This is a genomic window from Sorangium sp. So ce145 (assembly GCF_051525985.1).
In the GTDB taxonomy this organism is placed as follows: Bacteria; Myxococcota_A; Polyangia; order Polyangiales; family Polyangiaceae; genus Sorangium; species Sorangium cellulosum_B.
Map to the genome: position 1 here is coordinate 8,064,270 of NZ_CP150315.1, position 18,016 is coordinate 8,082,285.

Consider the following 18,016-nt stretch of genomic DNA (forward strand, 5'->3'; position numbering starts at 1 on the left):
GAGTAACGTACCGGTCGAGCCGAGCGGCCGAGCGGGCGGAGGCTCGCGTGTGTGGCTCTCATCGGGGGGGCGGGTCGAAGCGGCGCTTTGCCCAGCTCACGAGCGGGCTGTTGTCCCGGGCCCGCACGGCGCCGGGCGCGCCGCGGCGCTTCCGCCAGTCGCCCTCGCGGACGCGCCGGCACCCGGCCGCCTGCTCCATCGAGAGGAGGTATGCCTGGGCTTCCTGCCCGCCGGCGAGGCGGATGGGGGCTCGCCGGTGCAAGATCGGGTGTCCCCGGTGGACGTCGAGCGCGGCGAGCGCGGCCGGCGCGATGGCGTAGAGCTCGCCGGTCACGGCGACGAGCCCGCCTTGGACGAGAGCGCCGGTCGTGCCCAGATCGACGAGCGCGTACTCGGGGGTCGTGGTCGCCTCTCCGAGCGGGCGAGCTGTCGCGAGCCATTCGTGCTGCTCCTCGCCCTTCATGAGGTTGTCGTAAACGAAGAGCACCATCTCATGGGTCGTCATTGGCGTGGTCCTCGGGATGGGCTCTGCGGCCCGGCTCCGACGCTCGCAAAGCGAGGGCGCGAGCGCAAGGCTGCTCGGAGCGACGCGGGCGAGCCGTGGCAAAACTGTAGCCGCAGAGGAAACTTGCACCTACGCACCTCTAAACAGCTGCGGTTCTCGTCGATGCCCCGCCAATTCCAAGGTGCATCCACCACTGCCGACAGTGCCCCATGCTCGCTCGACGCTCGCGCTCGCAAACATCCGAGCGCAATTTTGCGCAGCAGCCCGATAATCTCCTGCCCGGCGCGAATGCGGCTTTCATCCAGCCGAGCATTCACTTCTCGGGAGGCGACCTCACTCGACAGCGATTCTCGATCAACGCGTGTCGAAACGATGATCTTTATGGTCGCCGATTTCGTCGAGACGCCCGCAAGCCGACTCCGCTCGTCGCGATTCGATAGATCCTGAATTGCCCGCCCTGATGCACCGGCCTTACTGCGAGCGCGCTCGAAAGACGCGCATCGACGTCGATCCCCCCTCCGCCACCGGATCCCCCTCCCCCTCCCCTACCCCCGTAGCGCCGGCGGGAGGGTCCACGCGGCGGGGGCGGGTGGGCGCGGCGAGCACCGACCGAGGTGCCATAAGGTTGCAGCGGGCTCCACGTCTCAGGCGCGCCTTGTGTGGCGCGCACCATAACGTCCCAGCCGGCATGGCCCGAAGGGAGACATGCCGGGTGGTGTTCTCAGCGCAAGCGCCTCGGCCCCCGTCTTGGCGGATGGCCGAGCGCCCGCCCGCCCCCGCCGCGTGGACCCTCCCGCCGGCGCGGGCGACCAGCTCGCGGGCTACCAGCTGACCAGGAACTGAAGCGTCTCGGCCCCCCGCACCTCGACCGAGATGGTCGGCTTGGCGCCGTACCCCATGACGAGCGCCTCGAAGTTCCCCAGCGGGTACTCCAGCGTACCGCGGTGGCTGCTGATGTCGATCTGCACCTCCGACGGCCCCAGCTGCCGCGCCCTGGCCAGCGGCCCCTTCACGAGCGCGCCCAGGCTGCCCGTGTAGCGCATCAGTGCGGCGCCCGGGTCGGTCGCGAGGTGCATCGTGATCCTTCCGAGCGCGCTTTCCCTGAAGGCCCCGACCTGCTGCCGTGCGAGGCGACGGTACCCTTCCCGCGAGCTCCGGTTCGGGTGCGAGAGCCGCGCAGCCGCGTCGTAGAGGCGCAAGAAGTCGCGCGTCGGATAGTCCGAGAACGGCAGGTAGAGCCCGCCCCTCGGCGGGCTCGACAACGTCGACACCACCTGCGCGAAACGCTCCCCGAGCGTCGCCGCCAGCGCGTTGAAGAACATCCCCTTCATCGCGTAGGACTCGGGGACCCCCGCCACCACGGCGTCGATGTCGATGTTGCCGAGGAGCGGATCGGAAGGACGCACCTCGAACGAAGCTCCGTTCGGCCCGACAAGCAGCCCCTCTGTGGACGGTGCGCTCGGCGGCGCGACGCTTCGGGGCACGGCGCGCATGACACCGCTCTTGGGGATAGGCGTCTCGTTCGCTTGCCGGCGCTGGTCGCTGCGGACCTCTTTCATAGGGAGCTCGCCGCAAAAAAAGACTCAACACAAAGGCCGCTTGCGGCAACCACCGCAGCGAAGGGCACACGATCCATCTCGCACCATCTAGCAACGGCCATGCCGACCGCTCCCTGAGCGAGTCACCGCGTGAACACGGGGTTCATGCCATATTTCCCTTGCATGGATGAAACGCTGGTTCAGCGGTGCAACCGCGCGGAGACGACCGGGACGGTGTTCATCTCCGCTCAGGCCGGCCCGCGCGTCTGCGGCGGCACATACCCGCCAGCGTCCCGAGCCGAAGGAACACCGCGTCAACGCGCCGTGAGGCCCGCGTCAATATGCCTCGAGGCTCGCCTCGATGTGCCTTGAGGTTCGCATCGATACGCCCCGAAACTCGCCTCAACGCGCCGTGTGGCTCGCCTTGACGCACCGGGAGCGCCGAGCTCGCGGAGAGCTCCGCTCTCGCCATGGACGCTCCTCGGCCGCGAAGAACCGTCGAGCGGCGGCGGACATCGCGTGCGCCTGCCCACGATGAATCGGGTGGGCGACGAGGTGGACCTGCGCGCTCCCCGCGCGCTCGACCTGGACGTGGGACGCGTGCAGAAGCCGCACCTCGCCGCGCAGAAGCCGCACCTCGCCGCGCAGAAGCCGCACTTCGGCGTCGAGCGTGGGCTGCCTCTGGTTCGACCAGGCGTCGTGCTCTGCCATCGATCGAACATCGATCGAAGCGTGGTGAGGGGGGCCATGCGCGAGAGCTCCGCGCCTCGCTCGCGCCGTCCATCGAGCGAGGCTGCTGACCTGACGCTGTCAGCAGCGCCGCCCTAGGATGGCGGCGCGTGGGGCAGGACCCCCGAGGAGGACCTCATGAACACAGGACTGGGTGGCGTGATCGTCTATGTGCCCGACGCGGTGGAAGCCGCGGCGTTCTACGAGCGCGCGTTCGGCTTCGAGCGCAGCTTCGTCTCCAGCGGCAACGAATACTGCGAGCTGAAGGGCAGGGTGCCGCTCGGGTTCGTGCAGGAGGACTTCGCGCAGAAGGGCCTCCCGGAGCTCGCGAAGAACAGGCCGGGCGAGCGCGCCGCCGGGTTCGAGATCATCGTCACCAGCGAGGACGTCGACGCGGCGTTCGCGCGCGCCGTGGAGGCCGGCGCAGCCCCCGTGTCGGAACCCCACGACAAGCCGTGGGGCCAGCGCGTCTCCTACGTGCGCGACCTGAACGGCGTCCTCGTGGAGATCTGCTCTCCCTGGACCTCTCCATGAGCTCACCGCAGCTCACCTCATGAGCTCGCCGCAGCTCACCCCATGAGCCGACACCGACCGTACGATCGCGAGCGACGCGGCGCGCCGCCCGCCGCAAGAGTGCGCTCGTGCCCCTGACGGTGCTTCTCCTGACAGGCTTTTACGGCAAGTCCTTGCCGCGCCTGACGCGGCCTGCTTAACCTCCGGCCGTGAACGCGAACGGACGGACACGGGTGCACCTGCTCGTGGCAGCAGCGATCGCCCTGCTCGCGGCCGGCCCCTCGGGGCTCGGCGGCGGGCCCGTCGCGGAGGCCAAGGAGCCGGCCCGCGGAAAGAAGGCGAAGAGCTACGAGTGCCGCGTCCAGAGCCCGCAGAAGTTCCTGAAGCGGCGCACCTTCGTCCAGAAGGGGATGCTCAACCCGAAGAAGCACGCCAAAGCGGTCCGCTACCTCGCCGAGCACTACGGCCACGTCGAGACCGAGGAGACGCGGCGCCACAACTCCGAGAGCGCCTACTCCCAGGCGACGACCGTGCAGTTCATGGGCCTCCCGATCTCCGTCCACGAGAAGATCGCGCCCGCGCTCCACTGCGTCGAGAAGCGGATCCGCTCGACGTGCACCCGCAAGTCCCGCCGCTACACGCCGCGCGCGGTCGGCGGGTTCCGCACGGCGAACAGCTACCGCGGCGCCGAGATCTCGAACCACCTCTTCGGCATCGCCATCGACATCGATCCCGACCGGAACCCGTGCTGCGGCTGCGTCGACCCGTGGCCCACGAGCCCGCTGTGCCAGGAGAAGAAGCGCTCTGCCTACGAGCGCACGGCCCTGTCCCGCTGCTGGATCAAGGCGTTCGAGCGCTACGGCTTCGACTGGCTCGGCCACGACGACCTCGAGGACACGATGCACTTCGAGTTCCTCGGGAATCCCGACCGGTTCAAGAAGAAGTAGCGCGCGGCGATCACGATCACGCGCCGCGGCCGCCCCCGCGCCGCGAGAGCCGCCGCGCGCGCCGCTCCGCCGCGGCCTCGGCGAGGCGGCGATCGTCGTCCGTCTCGAGGAGGATCGGCGGCACCGAGGTCGGCCTGAGCGACGCGTCGACGGCCACGAACGTCACGAAGGCCGTGACCATGGGCCAGATGGCGCCCGTCATCGCGTCCTCCCCCTCGACCGACACCAGGATCTCGAGCGACGTGCGGAAGGTCGCCGTCACCCGCGCGGCCAGACGGACGACCTGACCGACCTTGATCCCATGATCGAACGAGAGGTCGTCGATGCCCGCGGTGACGACCGCGCTGCCGGTGTGCCGCTGCGCGCAGATGGCAGCGCACAGGTCGATCCACGCGAGCACCTGCCCGCCGAAGATCGAGCCGAGCGCGTTCGTGTGCGTCGGCAGGACGTACTCGGTCATCGTCGTGACCGACTCGGAGACGCGCTTCTCGTGCGGGGCCTTCACCCGGCATGCGTATCACGGGCGCCCCCCCGCGCCAGAGCACGCCGGCCCGCCCGGGTCGCCCGGCCTCAGCTGGAGGTCGAGGCCCTGCCCGGGCTCGGGAACGACGGCTCTTCGGCGGCCGGCGAGCGGCCAGGGCTCGCGCTGACCGACGACTTCGTGGGGACCGACTGGCCCGGCGGGCCCGTCGGGAGCGTGGGCTCGTCCTCCAGGCGCACCGACGTGACCTTCAGCCGCGCGAAGATCGCCTCGGCCTTCTCGTTCATCGCCACCGCCTCGCGCCGCGCCGCCATGTTCGCCACGAAGCTGCGATCGGTCGTCAGGAACCGCGCGTAGGCCTGGAACGTGCGCGCGAGCTCGAGCTCGTTCCCCGTCTCCTCGAAGATGCTCACCGAGCGCGCGAAATAGGCGCGCGCGCTCTTCGTGTGCGCGCTGCCCCAGCCGCCCGCCGCCGTGATCTCGCCGAGCGTCCGGAGCGCGATGCCGAGGTGCACCTTGCTCCGGACCGAGGCGAACAGGTCCACCGCCCGGCTGATCGAGTCGCGCGCCTTCTCCAGATCGCCCCGGAGCATGTAGGCCTTCCCGAGGGCGCGCCGCGCCTCGGCCAGGCCGAGCCGGTCGCCGAGCTCGTCGCAGAGCTCCTCGGCCTGCTGCAGCACGCGCACCGCCTCGTCGGGATCGCCGCTCCGGTAGAGCGTCCCGCCGATGTTCGTCAGGATCAGCGCCGTCCGGTTGCGATCGCCGACCTGCCGCGCCACCTCCAGCGCCTCCTCGAAGAGCTCGAGCGCGTGGCGGTGATCGCGCTGGTCCTGCGCGATCATGCCGAGGTTGTTCAGGCTCATCACGACGCCGAGCAGGTCCGAGATCTCGCGCCGGATCGCGAGCGACCGCTCGAACGTGTTGAGCGCCTGCTTGAACTCGCCCGAGTCCTGCAGGGCGAGGCCGAGGTTGTTCAGCGACAGCGCGATCGAGCGGCGATCCCCCATCCGCTCGCGGCGGGCGAGCGCGTCGCGCAGCCATTTCAGCGCCTCCTGGTACTCGCCCCGGAGCCAGTGCAGCTTGCCGATGTCGTCGATCGTCGAGGCGATCCCCCGCTCGTCCCGCGCGCCCTCGAAGAGGCGGAGCGCGGTCGTGAGGTGCTTGCCCGCCTCGTCGAGCGAGCCGCTGTCGCGGTAGAGCCGCCCGATGCGGTTGTGCGCGGCCCCGCCCTTGCGCCGGTTGTCGAGCCGGTAGGCGAGCGTCAACATCTCGCGGAACGCGGCGAGCGCGTCGTCGATGCGCCCGGCGAGCTGGAGGACGTCGCCGTAGTCGTGGAGCGCGTCGATGCGCCGCGCGACGTGCGCGTCGCCGAGCAGCGAGAGCCCGCGCGCATAGTACTCCGCCGCCTTCGCGTTCGAGTAGCGCCCGCGCGCCACGTCCCCGGCGTCGAGCAGCGAGAGCCCCGCCCGGACCGCGTCGCCGATGCGCTCGCGGTGCGTCGCGAGCTCGGCGAGGAGCTCCTCGCTCGCGCGCACCGCCACCTGCTGCTCCAGCCACTCGGCGATCGCGTGGTGGTACCGCCGCTGGGCCGCGGCGCTCATCCGCTTCTGGAGCGCCTCTCGCTCCTTGGCGTGCACGAACACGTACTCGTCCGAGCCCGCGAAGCTCGACTCGCTCTGCTTGCGCAGGTAGCCGCGGTCGCACAGCGAGCGCAGCGCGGCGTTGATCCGGTCGAGATCCTTGTCGCTCTGCTCCTCCCCCCACAGGTCGGGGGCCTGGCTGCCGGCCCTGCCGAGGACGAACAGCGCGCCGCTCCAGAACACCGGGCCGATCGTCGCGGCCTGCTCGAGCAGCTGCCGGCCGTCGTGATCGAGCGCGGCGAGGCGGACGTTCACGGCGTCCTCGACCGTCATCGGCAGGCGCGCCGTCGACAGCTTCCCGAGGTGCACGCGCCAGCGCGGCCCGCCCGCGGAGTCGGGCGAGAGCTCCTCGATCACGCCCTGCTCGTGGCAGATGCGGACCATCTGCTCGAGCAGCGCCGGGTTGCCGTTCGCGAAGGAGCAGGCCGCCTCGACGAGCTCCGACGGCACGCCCGGCTGGGACTGCGGCTCGGCGCGCTTGGCGTCGACGCCGTCGAGGCCGTCGACGACGTCGATGATGACGACATCGTCGCTCCCCCGCGGCGCGCAGGGCGCGAGCAGCGCCCTCGCCATCTCGGCCGCGGCGGCCTCGCCGAGCGGGGTGAGCTCCAGGAGCACGTGGCGCCGGTCGCCGACCTTGCCCCAGTCGTCCTGGCGGGTGAGCAGCTCCGGGCGGGCGGCGCAGACGATCAGGACCGGGCCCGTGAGGTACTCGATGAGGTAGCGCAGGAGCGCGAGGGAGTCGTCGTGGGCCGCGTGGAGGTCCTCGAAGATGAGGCACAGGGGGCCGTGGACGGCGTCCGCCTCGAGGAACGCCTTCAGGACGGCGCGGCGGATGAGGTCGGCCTGCGCGGGATCGTCCTGCACCGCGCGGGTGAGCGGGCTGTCGCCGAACGCGAGCCCGATGAACTGGCCGAGGAAATAGATGACGTCGCCGACCTTGCGGTCGCCCATCACGTGCGCGACCTGCGAGCGGACCTCGGCGCGGGCCGCGTCCTTGTCCATGCCATCGGAGAGGCCGAAGCGGGCGCGCAGGAGCCGCGTGAAGACGCCGTACGCGGACGCCATGTCGCCGGTGCTGCCCGAGGTGACGCGCAGCGCGGCGGAGCCCTGGCGCCGCCGCTCGAGGAACTCGCGCACGAGCCTGCTCTTGCCGATGCCCGGCGGGCCGACGAGCGTCACCGTCCGCGTGGAGCGCTCCCGCTCCACCGCGTCGAGCGCGCGGGCCAGCGCCGACAGCTCCGCCTCGCGCCCGATCAGCGGCGCGAGGGCGGGCGGCGCCGCGCCAATTGCACTGTCGTCTCGGCTCATCTCCTGGCCTCCACGTCCCCGGGTGCCGCAGCGCCGGACACGATGTCCGGAGCCTATACCAGGTTCGGCTTCGGTGGCGCGTGCGGTAAGCTGCCGGGCGTGGACGGCGAGGGCACGGGAACGTCGGTGAGCACGGCGCGCAGCGCCGCGGAGATCCGCGGGCGCATCACGGCTTGCTTCAGCCTGGCCGAGCTGCGCCGCTTCGCGGAGGAGCTCGGCGTGCCGGACATCCCCTGGGAGCGGGGGATCCAGGGAGCGGCGTACGAGCTCGTCCGGCGCTTCGAGCAGCGGCGCGAGCTCGGGCCGCTCGTCGAGCGCCTCCGCGCCGCGAGGCCGCTCGTGGAGTGGCCCGACACGCCGACGGTGCCGTCCGCCGCGTCGAGCGAACCTGCGCACACCGACATCCCCAGGCCGGCGCCGCTGCCGAACCTCTCGCCGATGGTGGCCCCATCACCTCCCCTGGAGGTCGCGACGCTGGCGCCGCCGGCGATCTCGCCTACCCCGCGGACACCGAACGTCACCGGGCCGCAGCCCGCGAATGCGCGGCCGCCCGGCGCCGCGGGGCCGGCGCAGCTCCCGGCCGGCTCTCCGCGCGCCGGCGCGCCGCCGCGCGGGCCGCGCCGCATCGACTCGCGGCTCGCGCTCGCCGCCCTGGGGCTCGTGGCGGCCAGCCTCATCGTGGCCTTCCTCATCGGCAGGGCGTCGAGCGCGCCGGGCGACGACGCGGCGCGCGGGAGCGCCGCGTCCGCGAGCGCCGCGCAGAAGGGCGCCCCACCGCCAGCGGCGCGGCCGGACGGGGTCGCGTCACGGGCCGCCGCCGCGATCGACCACAGGATCGAGAGCCTGGCGCGGGCGTGCGAGATCCCGCCCGGCTCGGCGGAGGACGTGATGCGCCGCGCCTTCGAGCGCTGCGGGCCGTCGCCCGTCTCGGCGGGGCACCGGACGGCGCCGGCGCAGCGGAGCGATCCGCCTGCCGCACAGGCGCCGGGCGCGCTGCCGGCGTCTCCTGGGGCGGGGCCGCGTGCGGCGGCCGCGACCGGCCCTGCGCCCGCCGGCGGCAATGCCGGGTGCGTCGGGGCGTGCGAGCGACGACACCAGGCGTGCAGGGCGACGCAGTGCGGTAAAGAGCCCACGCAGAGCACGCAGTACCAGCGTTACCAGGGCTGCCTGTCGGATTGTCTGGAGCAGGCGTCCAAGTGCCGCCTCGGCTGCCTCTGAGCCTCAGGGCGACGCGTCAGAGCGACGGCCGGCTGCGGCGCATCACGTTGACCGTGACGGTCGGCTCGTGCTCGGGGCAGCCGGTGCGACCGGCCTGGCTCGGGTCGAAGTCGATGCGAAAGCAGGTCTTGCAGACGCAGAGATAGGCGTCGTGGAACTCGCGGAAGTTGAGGATGTCCGCGGCGAAGAGGCTGAGGACGATGTCGCTGAGCAGGTCTTCCTCGCGCGGGCACGGCTCCCACGGCCCGAGGCCTCCGGCGCGGCGCACGCGCCCGCTGTCGATGGCCGCCGCGAGGAAGCGATCGTCCGCGGCGGGCGGCATGAAGGCGCGAAGCGAGGCGAGCACCCGGAGCCGCGCCGCGTCGACGAGCTGCTCGATCTCGGACGCATCCGGGGCCGCCGGGGCCTGAGGGCCGAGCGCCACCTGCTTGGAGAAGCCCTCGGTCACGTAGCCCGGTCGCTGCATCCTCCCGGCTGCCACGAGGTGCTTCTCGAACCAGATCGCGAGCGCCGCCGCGCTCCGGGGAGGCCTGCCGACGAACGTGAGCGCCGCGAGCAGCGCGCGGCGCTCGTGATCGCCGGCGACGAGCGATGCCGCGGACGGCAGCGTGGGAATCGAGGTGTGGGAGTCCTCTTGCGGCATGAACACCCCTTTGCTCCGCCCCAGTCTGCCCGAGGTCTTCTCTCGGGGTCCAGGCGCGATGGCGCCCCGGTCGGAGATTGCGGAACTTCCTGCCATGCGTCGCGTTAGCGGCTCTTTGCCGCTTTTGTAGTGAACGGCGCGCGGCGGATCTCAGTCCGTGATCTTGAGCGCTCCGCTGTCGTCGAGCGCGCCGCTCGCGTCGGCGCCGTCCGAATCTGCCTCGATCTCCGCCTCGGACGCTGCGGGACGCAGGAACGACAGATCGAGGCCGCCCATGGGCTGCTGCGCCGCCGCGCGCGTGGCGGCGAGCGGCAGCGCCTCGGCGTCCGCGGCGGCGTGCGGGGCGGCGCGGCGCGCTTCCCGTTCAGGTCGCTTGTCGTCGCGGCGCGGGGGCTGCGCTGGGTCGCGCCGGCCGGCGCGGGGCCGCTCCGGCGCGGGCGCCGCGGCGGCCTTCGGCGGGCGCGCGGCCTCGGCGCGCGCGGACGGTGACGGCGTCGCGCGCGCCGACGGTGACGGCGTCCGGAGCGCCCTGTCCGTCTTCCTCGCCGCCGTGCGCGCGCGGGCGCGGGAGGGGGCGTTCTTCGCGAGCTCGATGCAGCTGCCGCGCATGGCCGCGGGGCAGGAGATGCGCACGTGCATGTGGTCGTCGTGCGACTCGGCGCCCGTGGGCTGCATCATCGCGAGCTGCGCGCGGACGATCAGCGCGCGGGAGACGCCGATCCGCTTGGCGTGCGCGATCAGCGCGGACCGGAGCGGATCGGAGATGAAGATGTGGCTCACGCGGGCGCGAGGATCGGTGAGAAGGTGCTGGACGAGCAGCCAGTTGCGCGGCAGGTCGAAGCGCGCCCCGGGCACGTTCGTCGAGGCGAGCCGGGCGTCGAACCGGAGGAAGATCGGCGCGTGGACCTGCTTGCCGCGCGCGTCGAGCGCGTAGAAGCCGAGGTCGACGTCGCGGCCGCTCTCGTGGGAGTTGTGGCGGTGGACCTCGCCGCCGCGCTGGCGCGACAGGTCGCCGACGTCGAGCACGGCGCCCGGGAAGCGCTTGGCCACGCCGCGCGCCGAGCGCTCGATCATGCCGACGAGCGCCGGTAGCCCCCAGCGGACGTCGGCGCCGGCATAGGCGGGCACGACGCGGATATCCTTGCGCGAGGTGTCGAGCCGCACGCCGCCCTCGAGGCGCCCTTCGTTGGGATGGCCGACCGACGAGGCGGGCGCCTGGGGCGCGGCCTTCTCCCTGGCCGGCCCGGACGATCGCGGGCCCGCGTCGCCGGCGCGGGGCCGGTGGCCCTTGCTGTCGTCCTTCGCGAGCCGCGCGCGCGGCGCGCGCTTCGTCGCCCCGCGCGCCTTGGCTGCGGCAGCGGCGTCCCGCGGTTTTGCTTCCGCGGCGGGGCGCGCGTGCGAGCGCGCCGGCGCATCCGGCGCCGCGGCGGCCGTCTGGGAGCCGGACAGGGAGAGCGCCAGGATCGTGAACAGCACGGAGAGCGGTCGAGGCACACCGGTGCGTTACGGGGTTTCGACGGGCCGGGCCAAGAAGCCGGCGCCGCCTGGCCGCGCCCTCCGAGGGCCGCTCCCGAGACCTGCGCCGAATGTGCGCTGGCATGTACGGTGAACGAGCGCTGGCGGAAGCGACGAGCGCCGCATGCACCCCGGACACACGCGAGGTTCCCGTCGCCCGCCGGAAGCGCGGCCGAGATGCGCGGATCACCTCGTGACGCCGCGCCGCGGCCGGCGCCGCCCGGCCCCTGTGCCGCGCTGCGGCGCCGGCGCCACGGCATGTCGCGGCGGCAGCGGAGGCTTTTGCCTCGCGGCCAGTTGGGCTACCTCTCGGTCGGCCATGGACAAGGTCTACAAGAGCGCGCTGGACGCCGTGAGGGACATCCCTGGCGGCGCCACGGTCCTCGCGGGCGGCTTCGGCCTCTGCGGCATTCCGGAGAACTGCATCGCGGCGCTCCGGCAGCTCGGCACGAAGGATCTCGTGGTCGTGTCCAACAACTGCGGAGTCGACGCCTTCGGCCTCGGGATCCTCCTTCAGAACCGGCAGATCCGGAAGATGATCTCGTCGTACGTCGGCGAGAACAAGGAGTTCGAGCGCCAGTACCTGAGCGGTGAGCTCGAGGTCGAGCTCACGCCGCAGGGCACGCTGGCCGAGCGCATCCGCGCCGGAGGCGCCGGGATCCCCGCGTTCTACACCCCGACCGGGGCGGGCACGGCCATCAGCGAGGGCGGGCTGCCCGTGCTCTATGGCCCGGACGGCGCGGTGAAGAGGTACTCCGAGAAGAAGGAAGTGCGCCAGTTCGACGGCCGCGACTACGTGCTCGAGCCCGCCATCCGCGGCGACTACGCGCTCGTGAAGGCCTGGAAGGGCGACCGGTTCGGCAACCTCGTCTACCGCCACACCGCCATGAACTTCAACCCGATGATGGCGATGGCCGCGAAGGTCACGATCGCCGAGGTGGAGGAGCTCGTCGACGTCGGCTCGCTCGACCCGGACCACATCCACACGCCCGGGATCTTCGTGCACCGGATCTTCCAGGGCGAGCGCTTCGAGAAGCGGATCGAGCGGCGGACGGTGCGCAAGGCGCCGGCCGCCTAGGCGGCGCGGGGACAGGGGACACGATGGGACTCACGCGGGAACAGATCGCGCAGCGCGCCGCGCTGGAGCTCAAGGACGGCTACTACGTCAACCTCGGCATCGGGATGCCGACGCTCGTCGCCAACTACATCCCCGCGGGGATCGAGGTGGTGCTCCAGAGCGAGAACGGGCTGCTCGGCATCGGCCCCTACCCGATCGAGGGCGCGGAGGACCCGGATCTCATCAACGCCGGCAAGGAGACCGTGACGATGCTCGCCGGCTCCGCGATCTTCTCGAGCGCCGAGTCGTTCGCGCAGATCCGGGGCGGCCACATCGACCTCGCGATCCTCGGGGCCATGGAGGTCTCCGAGAAGGGCGATCTCGCCAACTGGATGATCCCCGGCAAGATGGTGAAGGGGATGGGCGGGGCGATGGATCTCGTGGTGAGCGCGAAGCGCGTCGTCGTGATCATGGATCACGCGGCGAAGAACGGCGCTCCGAAGATCCTGAACGAGTGCGCGCTGCCCCTCACCGGGCGGGGCGTCGTCCACCGGATCATCACCGATCTCGCCGTGCTCGATGTGACGCCCGAGGGGCTCGTGCTGCGCGAGCTCGCGCCCGGCGTGAGCGCCCGCGAGGTGCAGGAGAAGACACAACCAACGCTCCGGGTCCCCTCCGACGTGAACGAGATGGACCTGCGGAGCGCCTGAGGGCTCGCCGATGACCTGGCCTGAAAAGACCCTGCCGACGACCGACGCGAGCGAGAAGCGCTCGCTGGGAGCGGGCGTGTTCCGTCGCTGCGACGGCTGCTCGCACACGCACGACGCCGCCGAGCTCGCGCGCACCTTCGAGGTGTGCTCGCAGTGCGGCCACCACCACAAGCTCGACGCCGACGGGTGGCGGAGGCTCCTGCTCGACGACGGCGAGCTCGCCGCGTGGGACGAGCACCTCGTCCCGAACGACCCGCTCCGGTTCAGCGACGGCAAGAGCTACCGGGACCGCGTCGCGGCGCTCCACAAGAAGGGCCGCGCGAAGGAGGCGATCGAGATCGGCCGCGGCAGGCTGGGCGGCCGCGACATCGCCTACGGCGCGTTCGTCTTCGCCTTCATGGGCGGGAGCATGGGCTCGGTCGTCGGCGAGAAGATCACCCGCCTGTTCGAGCGCGCGACGCGCGAGGAGCTCCCGGTGGTGCTCCTCCAGGCGTCGGGCGGCGCGCGGATGCAGGAGGGCATCCTCTCGCTGATGCAGATGGCGAAGAGCGTGTCCGCGCTCGAGCGGTACCGCAAGGCGCGGCTGCCATTCCTGTCGGTGCTGCTCCACCCGACGACGGGCGGCGTCGCGGCGAGCTTCGCCTTCCTGGGCGACGCGAACATCGCCGAGCCCAAGGCGCTCATCGGCTTCGCCGGCCCGCGGGTCATCGAGAACACGATCCGGCAGACGCTGCCGGCGGGCTTCCAGCGCTCCGAGTTCCTGCTCGACCATGGGATGGTCGACGCCATCGTCCCGCGCCCCGAGATGAAGGCGTACATCGGGACGCTGCTCCAGCACCTCACGGCCGGCCGCCGGGCGCGGCGATGACCTCGGCGGCGCCGCGGCTGCCCGCGCTGCTCGAGGCGCTCGGGCAGCGGGCGCCGCGGGGGATGGAGCTCGGGCTCGGCCGGGTCCGCGAGGCGCTCTCCGCGCTCGGCGATCCCCACGAAGCCCTCCCGGCGGTGCACGTCGCCGGCACGAACGGCAAGGGCAGCGTGTGCGCGATGGTCGAGTCGATCGCGCGCGAGGCCGGGCTCCGGACCGGCCTGTACACGTCGCCGCACCTGTCCCGCTTCGCCGAGCGCATCCGCGTCGGGGGAGAGATGATCGGCGACGCGGCGCTCGAGCGCGCGCTCGCCGCCGCGCTCGAGCGTGTCCCCTCGCCGCTCACGTTCTTCGAGGCGCTGACGGTCGCCGCGTTCGTGGCCTTCCGCGAGGCGGACGTCGACCTCGCGATCCTCGAGGTGGGCCTCGGCGGGCGGCTCGACGCGACGAACGTGATCTCGGCGCCGCTCTGCACGGCGATCACGTCGATCGCGCTCGACCACCAGGCCGTGCTCGGCCCGACGCTGGCGGACATCGCCCGGGAGAAGGCGGGCATCCTCAAGGCGGGCGCGCCCGCGGTGCTCGGCCCCCTCGATCCGGAGGCCGACGCCGCGATCGAGGCGGCTGCGCAGGCGATCGGCGCCGGGCCTCGCCTCCGCGTCGCGCCGGCGGAGCGCGGCGGGCGCGCGGGCGAGATCACGGTGGGGCGCGGCGGGCGCGGGGCGGGCGCGGCGCGCGTCGCCGGGCCGGGGCGCCGCGAGATCGAGGTGGAGCTCGGCCTCCGCGGCGCGCACCAGGCCGAGAACGCGGGCGTGGCGTGCGGCGTCGCGTGGCAGCTCGCCGGGCGGTGGCCCGAGGTCGAGCGGGCGCTCGCGGGTGGGCTCGCCGCGGCCCGCTGGCCCGGTCGCCTGGAGCGGATCGACGCGGGCGGCGCCCGTGTCCTGCTCGACTGTGCGCACAACCCGCACGGCGCGCAGGCGCTCGCGGCGTGGCTCGACGAGGAGGGTCCGGGGGCGGCGCTCACAACGCTCGTGTTCGGGGCGATGGCCGACAAGGGGTGGGGCGAAATGCTACAGGTGCTCGCGCCCCGAGCGCGCCGCCGGCTCTATGTGACGCCGAAGGGCCGCGCGGCCGCGCCGCTCGATGCGCTGCGCGGGGTCGCGCCGGGCGAGGCGATCGGCGATCCGCGCGCCGCGGTGGCGCGCGCGATCGAGGCCGCCGCGCCGGGCGGGCTCGTGGTCGTGGCCGGCTCGATCTACCTGGTCGGCGAGGTGCGCTCGGCGCTGCTCGGCATCGTGGCGGATCCGGTCGTCACGCTCTGAAGCGGGCGCGAGCGGCGCGCTGTGTAGGCGCGTCGCTGCCCGCCGGGGCGCGGCGGGTGGCACGCGCGATGCCGCCCTCCGCGGCATGGCGTTCAGGAAGCGGCGTTCTCCGGTGCTCTTCTCTGCGGCGGCCCTCGTGGCGGCCGCGCTCGCGCGGACGGCGTTCCGCGCCCTGCGGCAGCTCGATCTGCGCGGCCGGGTCGTGGTCATCACGGGCGGCTCTCGCGGCCTGGGGTTGCTGCTGGCCGAGGAGTTCGGCCGGCACGGCGCCCGGGTGGCGATCGCCGGCCGCGACGCGGAGGCGCTCTACCGGGCGGAGCAGCGGCTGCAGGCGCTCGGCGTCGAGGTGCACGCGGCGGCGTGCGATCTCGGCGACCGCGCCGCGGCCGAGGCGTTCATCGACGGCGTGGCGAGGGCGTTCGGCCGCATCGACGTGCTCGTCAACAACGCCGGCGTGATCCAGGTGGCGCCCATGCAGGACCTCCGGGTGGAGGAGCTCGACGAGGCGATGCGCTCGAACTTCTGGAGCGCGGTCCACGCGACGCTGCGCGCGCTGCCGCACCTGAGGCGGCATGGGCGCGCGGCGCGCATCGTGAACGTGGTGTCCATCGGCGGGCGCGTCGCCGTGCCGCACCTGCTCGGGTACAACGCGTCGAAGTTCGCGATGATGGGCTTCTCGGAGAGCATGCAGGCGGAGCTCACGCACGGCGGCGCGAGGGGCCCGCGCGTCACGACGGTGATCCCGGGTCCGATGCGCACGGGGTCGATCTACAACGCCGCGTTCGGCGGCAGCCCGCAGCACGAGTTCGGCTGGTTCGGCCTGGCCTCGTCGCTCCCGATCGCGACGATCGACGCGCGGCGCGCGGCGCGGCGGGTGGTGGCGGCGGCGCGCGAGGGGCGCACCGAGGTGAAGCTCGGGCTGTCGTCGCACCTGCTGAGCTGGGCGCACGGCATCGCGCCGCAGGCGACGGTGAGGCTGATGGGCCTCATCAACGCGCTCCTTCCGCCGCCGGGCGGCGGCGAGGGCACGACGAAGGGCCGAGACCTGCGCACGCCGGCGCAGGGGTCGGTCTTGCTGCGCCTGAGCAACGAGGCAGCTCGGCGCAACAACGAGGCGCCGCCGGCAGCGGCGCGATAGCGACCGCGCTGCAAAAGCGGCGCGATAGCGACCGCGCTGCAAAAGCGGCGCGATAGCGACCGCGCTGCAAAAGCGGCGCGATAGCGACCGCGCTGTAAACAAAGCGCAGTAGCGACCGCGCTGTAAACACGGCGCGGTCGCCACCGCGCTGCAAAACGGCGCAGACACGGCACGATAGCGGCCACGCCACAAAGCCGCGCGATGTAGGCCGCGCCAATGTCGCCGCGGCGGCGATTGGCCGTAGGCCGTCTTGGCAAAGGTTGCTAAGGGTGGTCTCCTCAGCCCCACACCACAGAGAGGGACCGTGCCGAAGCACACCAAGAAGGATCCTAGGGAGGGCGCTCCGTCGGCGACGGGCGAACCGCAGAAGCAGGCCGCAGGCCGCAAGCTCTTCGGCACCGACGGGGTGCGCGGCGTGGCGAACCAGCCGCCGATGACCCCCGAGATGGCGCTGCGGCTCGGGCGCGCGATCGCGTTCGTCGCGAGCCACGGGAAGTCGCGGCAGGTGCGGGTGGTGATCGGGAAGGACACGCGCCTGTCCGGCTACATGCTCGAGACCGCGATCGCGTCCGGCGTGTGCGCCATGGGCGGGCGCGTGATGCTGAGCGGGCCGATCCCCACGCCGGCGGTCGCTCAGCTCACGCAGAGCATGCGGGCCGACGCCGGGGTCGTGATCAGCGCGAGCCATAACCCGTATCAGGACAACGGCATCAAGATCTTCGGGCCCGACGGCTACAAGCTGCCCGACACCGCGGAGGAGGAGATCGAGCGGCTGATGGAGAGCCACGAGCTCGACGAGGCGCGGGTGGTCGGGGCGGCGATCGGCAGCGCGGTGAAGCTCGACGACGCGCGCGGGCGGTACGTCGTGTTCTGCAAGAACACGTTCCCCACGGCGCTCTCGCTCGACGGCGTGAAGATCGTCGTCGACGCGGCGCACGGGGCGGCGTACCGCGTGGCCCCCTCGGTGTTCACCGAGCTCGGCGCGAACGTGACGGCGCTCGGCGTGAAGCCGAACGGCCGCAACATCAACCGCGAGACCGGCGCCCTGCACCCGGAGCACGTGAAGGCCGAGGTGCTCAAGCGCGGCGCGGCCATCGGCATCGCGCTCGACGGCGACGCGGACCGGGTGATCATGGTCGACGAGCGCGGCGAGGTCGTGGACGGCGACGCGATCATGGCGCTCTGCGCGCTCCGGATGCTGCGCACCGGCAAGCTGCCGCGGAACACGATCGTGACGACGGTGATGTCGAACCTCGGGCTCGAGCGGGCGCTCAAGGCCCAGAGCGGGCACGTCGTCCGCACGGCGGTCGGGGATCGCTACGTCGTCGAGGCGATGCGGAACGGGGGCTACTCGTTCGGCGGCGAGCAGTCGGGGCACCTCATCTTCCTGGACCACGCGACGACGGGCGACGGCATCGTGGCGGCGCTGCAGGTGCTCGCCATCATGATGGAGGAGGATAAGCCGCTGAGCGAGCTCGCCTCGAAGGCGATGCAGCGGGTGCCGCAGGTCCTGGAGAACGCGACGTTCGCGACGCGGCTGCCGCTCGACAGCATGCAGCGGACGCGGGTCACCGTGGATCGCATCGAGAAGACGCTGGGCGACAAGGGGCGCATCCTCGTGCGCTGGAGCGGGACGGAGCCGAAGCTCCGCGTCATGGTCGAGGGCGAGGACGCTTCGACCATCGGGGCGTACGCGCTCGAGATCATCGAGGCGGCCAAGCAGGACGTGGCTGGGGCGTCGGCGTAGTTGGGGGTGTAGCCAGGGCTGCCCGGCCCCCGGAGAGGGTGTCCTCTGCGCGGGGTGGGGGCCCCGCCGAACTCGGCGCACAGAGGGGTCATCCGGCGACGCCGGATGACCCCTCTGTGCGCCTCAAACATCGGCCC

Annotated in this window: 16 protein-coding genes; 10 read left to right on the top strand and 6 right to left on the bottom strand. The window is 72.5% G+C overall.

Annotation, left to right across the window (positions count from 1 at the left end; translation table 11 throughout):
* Positions 1 to 58: 58 nt before the first annotated feature.
* Entirely contained in the window at positions 59 to 505 is a 447-nt protein-coding gene (locus tag WMF34_RS29720; protein WP_012238403.1) for a gamma-glutamylcyclotransferase family protein, read from the bottom strand.
* Between the two features lie 821 nt (positions 506 to 1,326).
* Positions 1,327 to 1,911 (bottom strand): DUF2378 family protein, encoded by a 585-nt coding sequence (locus tag WMF34_RS29725; protein ID WP_231864307.1) that lies wholly within the window; start codon positions 1,909 to 1,911, stop codon positions 1,327 to 1,329.
* A gap of 675 nt (positions 1,912 to 2,586) precedes the next feature.
* Between WMF34_RS29725 and WMF34_RS29730 the strand changes: the two genes are divergently transcribed.
* The 3 genes from WMF34_RS29730 (at position 2,587) to WMF34_RS29740 (ending at position 4,232) form a co-directional block, all read left to right on the top strand.
* A complete protein-coding gene (locus tag WMF34_RS29730; RefSeq protein WP_437989915.1) occupies positions 2,587 to 2,871 on the top strand; it encodes a hypothetical protein in 285 nt (94 codons plus the stop codon).
* A 39-nt stretch (positions 2,872 to 2,910) separates the two neighbouring features.
* Positions 2,911 to 3,306 (top strand): VOC family protein, encoded by a 396-nt coding sequence (locus WMF34_RS29735; protein WP_012238405.1) that lies wholly within the window; start codon positions 2,911 to 2,913, stop codon positions 3,304 to 3,306.
* Positions 3,307 to 3,494: 188 nt separating this feature from the next.
* Positions 3,495 to 4,232, top strand: coding sequence for a M15 family metallopeptidase (locus WMF34_RS29740; RefSeq protein WP_437989916.1), 738 nt, complete (start codon positions 3,495 to 3,497; stop codon positions 4,230 to 4,232).
* A gap of 16 nt (positions 4,233 to 4,248) precedes the next feature.
* Here the strand turns inward: WMF34_RS29740 and WMF34_RS29745 are convergent, their stop codons facing one another.
* Both WMF34_RS29745 and WMF34_RS29750 read right to left on the bottom strand, forming a co-directional pair.
* Positions 4,249 to 4,737: an acyl-CoA thioesterase gene (locus WMF34_RS29745; RefSeq protein ID WP_012238407.1), complete on the bottom strand. Its 489-nt coding sequence runs from the start codon at positions 4,735 to 4,737 to the stop codon at positions 4,249 to 4,251.
* Between the two features lie 65 nt (positions 4,738 to 4,802).
* Positions 4,803 to 7,664: an ATP-binding protein gene (locus WMF34_RS29750; protein ID WP_437989917.1), complete on the bottom strand. Its 2,862-nt coding sequence runs from the start codon at positions 7,662 to 7,664 to the stop codon at positions 4,803 to 4,805.
* Between the two features lie 42 nt (positions 7,665 to 7,706).
* On the opposite strand from WMF34_RS29750, the gene WMF34_RS29755 reads away from it, so the two are divergent.
* Positions 7,707 to 8,882 (top strand): hypothetical protein, encoded by a 1,176-nt coding sequence (locus tag WMF34_RS29755; RefSeq protein WP_437989918.1) that lies wholly within the window; start codon positions 7,707 to 7,709, stop codon positions 8,880 to 8,882.
* 16 nt (positions 8,883 to 8,898) lie between these two features.
* Here WMF34_RS29755 and WMF34_RS29760 read toward each other — a convergent pair whose 3' ends face one another.
* Complete coding sequence (locus tag WMF34_RS29760; protein ID WP_437989919.1) at positions 8,899 to 9,525, bottom strand: hypothetical protein; 627 nt, start codon at positions 9,523 to 9,525, stop codon at positions 8,899 to 8,901.
* Between the two features lie 150 nt (positions 9,526 to 9,675).
* Positions 9,676 to 11,019 (bottom strand): penicillin-insensitive murein endopeptidase, encoded by a 1,344-nt coding sequence (locus WMF34_RS29765; protein ID WP_437989920.1) that lies wholly within the window; start codon positions 11,017 to 11,019, stop codon positions 9,676 to 9,678.
* A 340-nt stretch (positions 11,020 to 11,359) separates the two neighbouring features.
* On the opposite strand from WMF34_RS29765, the gene WMF34_RS29770 reads away from it, so the two are divergent.
* The 6 genes from WMF34_RS29770 to glmM all read left to right on the top strand — a co-directional run bounded on the left by WMF34_RS29770 (position 11,360) and on the right by glmM (position 17,879).
* Positions 11,360 to 12,118 (top strand): CoA transferase subunit A, encoded by a 759-nt coding sequence (locus tag WMF34_RS29770; RefSeq protein ID WP_437989921.1) that lies wholly within the window; start codon positions 11,360 to 11,362, stop codon positions 12,116 to 12,118.
* Positions 12,119 to 12,141: 23 nt separating this feature from the next.
* Positions 12,142 to 12,807: a CoA transferase subunit B gene (locus tag WMF34_RS29775; protein ID WP_012238413.1), complete on the top strand. Its 666-nt coding sequence runs from the start codon at positions 12,142 to 12,144 to the stop codon at positions 12,805 to 12,807.
* A gap of 10 nt (positions 12,808 to 12,817) precedes the next feature.
* A complete protein-coding gene (gene accD, locus WMF34_RS29780) occupies positions 12,818 to 13,675 on the top strand; it encodes an acetyl-CoA carboxylase, carboxyltransferase subunit beta (RefSeq protein WP_012238414.1) in 858 nt (285 codons plus the stop codon).
* The gene (locus WMF34_RS29785; RefSeq protein WP_437989922.1) at positions 13,672 to 14,994 is read left to right on the top strand and encodes a bifunctional folylpolyglutamate synthase/dihydrofolate synthase; all 1,323 of its coding nucleotides are present in this window, start codon (positions 13,672 to 13,674) and stop codon (positions 14,992 to 14,994) included. The genes accD and WMF34_RS29785 overlap by 4 nt, the downstream gene beginning before the upstream one ends.
* Positions 14,995 to 15,079: 85 nt before the next feature.
* The gene (locus WMF34_RS29790) at positions 15,080 to 16,132 is read left to right on the top strand and encodes an SDR family NAD(P)-dependent oxidoreductase (RefSeq protein ID WP_012238416.1); all 1,053 of its coding nucleotides are present in this window, start codon (positions 15,080 to 15,082) and stop codon (positions 16,130 to 16,132) included.
* A gap of 304 nt (positions 16,133 to 16,436) precedes the next feature.
* A complete protein-coding gene (glmM, locus tag WMF34_RS29795; protein ID WP_012238417.1) occupies positions 16,437 to 17,879 on the top strand; it encodes a phosphoglucosamine mutase in 1,443 nt (480 codons plus the stop codon).
* Positions 17,880 to 18,016 lie beyond the last annotated feature (137 nt).